Source organism: Streptomyces sp. SID11385 (genome assembly GCF_010548245.1).
Taxonomy (GTDB): domain Bacteria; phylum Actinomycetota; class Actinomycetes; order Streptomycetales; family Streptomycetaceae; genus Streptomyces.
Genome location: NZ_JAAGLR010000614.1, coordinates 1 through 426 on the forward strand (window position 1 = coordinate 1; position 426 = coordinate 426).

The window sequence follows — 426 nt, forward strand, 5'->3', positions numbered from 1 at the left end:
GGCCCAGCCGCAGGGCCAGGCCGCTCCCCAGCCCGCCGCCCCGCCCCCCGGCAGCGGCCTCGATCCGCGCGCCCTGTGGCCCGAGATCCTGGAGACGGTGAAGAACACGCGCCGCTTCACCTGGATGCTGCTGAGCCAGAACGCGCAGGTCGCGGGCTTCGACGGGACCACTTTGCAGGTCGGCTTCGTCAACGCCGGGGCCAGGGACAACTTCCTCAACGGCAACAACGAGGACGTGCTCAAGCAGGCGCTCCAGAGCCGCTTCCAGGTGAACTGGAAGATCGAGGCCGTCGTCGACTCACCGGGCGGAGGCGGCGGAGCGCCCCAGTCGCCATCACCTCCCGGGGGCGGATACGGGGGGTACGGCGGCGCGCCCGCGGCGCCCGCCCCGGCGCCTTCCCCGGCCCCCGCACCGCAGAACGGCGC

General features: G+C 73.9%; 1 pseudogene. It reads left to right on the top strand.

From position 1 onward, the window contains the following. Positions 1 to 426, top strand: a pseudogene (locus G3I42_RS18625) (DNA polymerase III subunit gamma and tau); the annotation flags it as partial.